Annotated in this window: 3 protein-coding genes and 1 pseudogene; 1 reads left to right on the top strand and 3 read right to left on the bottom strand. The window is 71.5% G+C overall.

Annotated elements, in window-relative coordinates; translation table 11 throughout:
• A pseudogene (locus AC08ON_RS02320) lies at positions 1-368 on the top strand (3-hydroxyacyl-CoA dehydrogenase NAD-binding domain-containing protein); the annotation flags it as partial.
• 31 nt (positions 369-399) lie between these two features.
• Here AC08ON_RS02320 and AC08ON_RS02315 read toward each other — a convergent pair.
• The 3 genes from AC08ON_RS02315 to dxs form a co-directional block, all read right to left on the bottom strand.
• Entirely contained in the window at positions 400-807 is a 408-nt protein-coding gene (locus tag AC08ON_RS02315) for a hypothetical protein (protein WP_476606210.1), read from the bottom strand.
• Positions 808-1059: 252 nt separating this feature from the next.
• Positions 1060-2058 carry a lysylphosphatidylglycerol synthase domain-containing protein gene (locus AC08ON_RS02310; RefSeq protein WP_476606209.1) on the bottom strand — a complete coding sequence of 333 codons (999 nt, stop codon included), beginning with the start codon at positions 2056-2058 and terminating at the stop codon, positions 1060-1062.
• Positions 2059-2214: 156 nt separating this feature from the next.
• The gene (dxs, locus tag AC08ON_RS02305) at positions 2215-4182 is read right to left on the bottom strand and encodes a 1-deoxy-D-xylulose-5-phosphate synthase (RefSeq protein ID WP_476606208.1); all 1968 of its coding nucleotides are present in this window, start codon (positions 4180-4182) and stop codon (positions 2215-2217) included.
• Positions 4183-4404 lie beyond the last annotated feature (222 nt).

Here is a 4404-nt window from a genome sequence, read left to right as displayed (position 1 = left end):
GGCGGCCGACGGCTCTCGCCCGGCTGGTCGAGGCGGGCCGGAGCGGCATCTACACCACGGGCCCGGACGGCGTCCAGACCGTCGACCCGGACGCCGCCGCGCTCATCTCCACGCCGTCCCCGGCCGCCATCCCGCTGACCGGAGACGAGGTACGCGAGGCGGCGCTGCGCGCGCTCGCCGAGGAGATCCATCTGATGCTGACCGAGAAAATCGTCGCGGAGGCCGCCGACATCGACCTGTGCATGATCCTCGGCGCCGGCTGGCCGTTCCACCTCGGCGGCATCACGCCCTACCTGGACCGTAGCGGCATCAGCGAGGCCGTCACCGGGCAGCGCTTCGCCCCGCCGGGAGTCGCCACCCTGCGCTGATCCAATCGGCCGCCCTGACCATCGGCGCCGGTCAGGCCGTGCGGACCGGTGGCTCGTCGTCGCCACCGCCGCGTCGGCCATCGCCGGGGGAATCATCGAACGGGCCCGGCTGCTGAAGATCCGGGGGCAGCGACGGGTCCAAGGAGAACGGGGCGCCGGGCGTCAGCAGGCAGTAGCTTCCGGATTCCTTTCCCACCTGGTACGTCTCGTGGCTCGCCGCGGCGCTGCCGCGCCGGACGTCGACCTGAACCTCCCGGACCGTCGGGGAACCCACGGACCGGTGGATCTGCACTCTTCGCACGGCGAACGAGGCGATACCGCCCTGGACATCGTCCAGAGCCCGCATGATGATGGCGAACTCGGACGCTGGCCGGCGTTCCTGGACCGACGGGCAGAGGCGGACGTAAGCGGCCTCGTAGCGCGAGTCCCTGACCTCCATCAGGTAGGCGCGGACGGCGTTGGCAGGGCCGTCGGTGGAGCGGGGAGGAGCAGGAACAGACCGGTTCCACCCGCGCCGGTCAGGAGGGCGAGCACGAGGACGAGCGGAATCAGCCACCGGGCCCGACTACGGCGGGGCGCCGGCGGCCCGCCCGGCCACCCGGGGCCGCCCCACGAGATCGGCGGGACGGGCGGGGGCCACCCGGGTGGCCGTTGCGGGTCATGGTGCACCCCCCACCCTCCTCCCACTTCCTCACATTCGCTCCTGCATCGCATCATCAGTACACAACAGCCGAGCACCCCGCTGCCGTAGGGCGACACCGACGAGCGCCCAGACCAGGTCGGCGATCGTGGCAAGAAGCCGCGCCACCAACGCGACCAGGGTCGCCGGCCCGCTGGCGACCGCCGGCGCCAGCGCCAGCACCAGCACCGCCTCCCGCACCCCCGCCCCGGCGGGCAGCACCAGTACCAGGAATCCGGCGGTCCAGGCCAGGGCATAGGCCCCGAGGGAGAGCAGCAACAGCCGGCCGCCACCGACCGCCGGATGCAGATCCCGGACGAGCAGCCAGGTCGCCACCCCGTAGCAGCAGAAGCTGAGCAGCAACCAGCCGGCTCCGGCGGCGACGGCCCGCGGGGGCAGTGGTTCGGTCAGCGGTGGGCGGCGCAGCAGCCGGAATGCCAGCGCCAGCAGGCGGGACAGCACCGGGGGACAGAGCACGACGACGAAGACGGGCACGACCGCCAGCGCCCACCAGTAGTCGGCGAGCGCCTGCGCGGAGACGAACGGCAGGGTGACCGCCGCGGCGAGCCCCCCGCTCGGCACCGCGAGCGCCAACACGACCAAGCTCGCCGAAGCTGCCTTCGGCCGGGAGACGCCGTGGTCGCGGGAGAGCTCCATCTGCGCGAGCACCGGCCACACGCTGCCCGGGATATACTTACCGATCTGCCCGACGAAGAAGATCCGTACGGCGGCCCGCAGGGGAAGCGCGGCGCCCAACCCCCCCAGCAACGCCCGCCAGGACAGCACGGTGGTACCGACGGCAAGCACGGTGACCACACCCGAGGCCACCACGCCGCCCACGCTGAGCGAGCGGACGGACTCCTCGATCTCGTTCCACTGGCTGACCATGGCGAGAACCAGTAGCCCGAGGGCCACCAGAAGCGCACCACGCACGGCCCACCAGCGTGGGCCGCGCCCAGCCCGGCGGCGGGAGGCGGCGCCCTGGCGCGCCGACACGGTGTGCTCACCCACCTGGTCAGCCTAGGACGGCGGTCGGGCCGCCACCGCGCCGGGCCCCGACACGGTGGCGACCCGATACGGTGGCGGGTCCTTGCCCGTCGGACCCCGATGACCGGGCGACACCCGGGTGCGTCCGGGATCAGCGCACCCGAGTCAGAGCACCGGGGGTCAGCGCTGGTCGCCGATGGCCTCGCCGGCCCGCTCGCCCGCCGGGGCCGCTTCGCCGGGCGAGGTCGGGTCGTCCTCGATCGCCGGCTGGCGCTTCGCGACGGCCTCGACGACCTTGCGGGCGAGGTCCTGCGGGGCAAGCCCGACCTCGGCCATGACCTCGTCCCGCTTGCCGTGGTCGAGGAAGCGCTGGGCGATGCCGAAGTCCCGCAGGGGCACGTCGACGTCGGCGTCGCGCAGCAGCTGGGCCAGCGCCGCCCCGACCCCGCCGACCCGGCCGTTATCCTCGACGGTGACGACGAGGTCGTGGGCGCGGGCAAGATCGATCAGCGCCGGGTCCAGTGGCTTGACCCACCGCGGGTCGACAACGGTGATGCCGATGCCCTGGCTCGCGACCCGCTCCGCGACCTCCAGGCAGGTGGCGGCCATCGCGCCGATGGAGACCAGCAGCACCTCGCGGCGCTGGGCCACCTTCGGCGAACGGTAGAGCACGTCCACCCCGCCGACCGTGTCAATCGCCGGCACGTCCACGGCGACCTTGCCCTTGGGGAAACGCACGACGGTCGGGCCGTCGGTGTCACCCACCGCCTCACGCAGCTCCGCCCGCAGGGTCGGTGCGTCCCGCGGGGCGGCGATCGCGAGCCCCGGGACGACCTGCAGGAACGACAGGTCCCACATGCCGTTGTGCGACGCCCCGTCCTCCCCGGTGATGCCGGCCCGATCGAGCACGAACGTCACGGGCTGGCGGTGCAGGGCGACGTCCATCAGGACCTGGTCGAACGCGCGGTTGAGGAACGTGGCGTAGAGACACACGACGGGCCTGAGCCCACCCATCGCGAGCCCGGCGGCCGAGGTGACGGCGTGCTGCTCGGCGATACCGACGTCGAACACCCGGTCCGGGTAGGCCTTGGCGAAGGCGCCGAGACCAACCGGCTGGAGCATCGCGGCGGTCAGCGTGACGACGTCGGGCCGCTCGGAACCGATCTGCACGATCTCGTCCGAGAAGATGCTCGTCCAGCTGATGGTCTTCGACGTCGACACCGGCTTGCCGGTCGCCGGGTCGATGATGCCGACGCCGTGGAAGTTGTCGGCATCGTCCTGCTCCGCCGGCGGGTAGCCGAAGCCCTTGCGGGTCACGCAGTGGACGATGACGGGCCCGCCGAAATCCCGAGCCCGGCGCAGGGCCGACTCGACCGCGACGACGTCGTGGCCGTCGACCGGGCCGACGTACTTCAGGCCGAGGTCCTCGAACATGCCCTGCGGCTGGACGACGTCCTTGATGCCCTTCTTGATGCCGTGCAGCGCGTCGAACAGCGGGGGGCCGACCAGCGGAGTGCGGCCGAGGACCTGCTTGACGACGTCGAGGACCTGCTCGTACTCGGGCGCCAGCCGCAGCGCGGCGAGGTGGTCGGCGAGGCCGCCGATCGTCGGTGCGTAGGAGCGGCCGTTGTCGTTGACGACGATGACGACGGGCCGGTCGTCGGCGGCGATGTTGTTCAGCGCCTCCCAGCACATCCCGCCGGTCAGGGCGCCGTCACCGACGACGGCGACGACGGCCCGGTCCTCACCACGCAGCGCGTAGGCACGCGACAGCCCGTCGGCGTAGGACAGGGCGGTCGAGGCGTGCGAGTTCTCGATGATGTCGTGCTCGGACTCGGCCCGGCTGGGGTAGCCGGAAAGGCCACCCCGCTGGCGCAGCCCGGAGAAATCGTCCGCCCGGCCGGTCAGAATCTTGTGCACATAGGACTGATGACCAGTGTCCCAAAGGATGCGGTCGAATGGCGAATCAAACACACGATGTATTGCCAACGTCAGCTCGACAGCCCCCAGATTCGGCCCGAGGTGACCTCCCGTACGCGCGACTGCGTGAATGAGGAAATCACGGATCTCGGCCGCCAGGGTGGCGAGCTCCTCGTGGTCGAGGCGCTTGACGTCCTGCGGACTACTGATCGTGGACAGAAGCGACACGGCGTGAACTCCCTCTCCCGAAAGGGGATCGGTCCGGGTCCGGCAAAGTCTACGCAGCCCGTCTGGCCCCTTGCAGACGGGCACCCGACATGTGAGTTCCTCGTAGACCGTCAGGCAATAGGCCTGATCGCGGTAGAATCCACCTCCCCGGTTGTCCACTATTGGTCCGGATCCGAGTACGCGGATGCACACACTCTGTCGGCGTGGCGCGCGGGCGACACG

The organism is Frankia sp. CoWAU3 (assembly GCF_977971855.1).
This window is presented reverse-complemented; position numbering and strand designations above follow the sequence as displayed.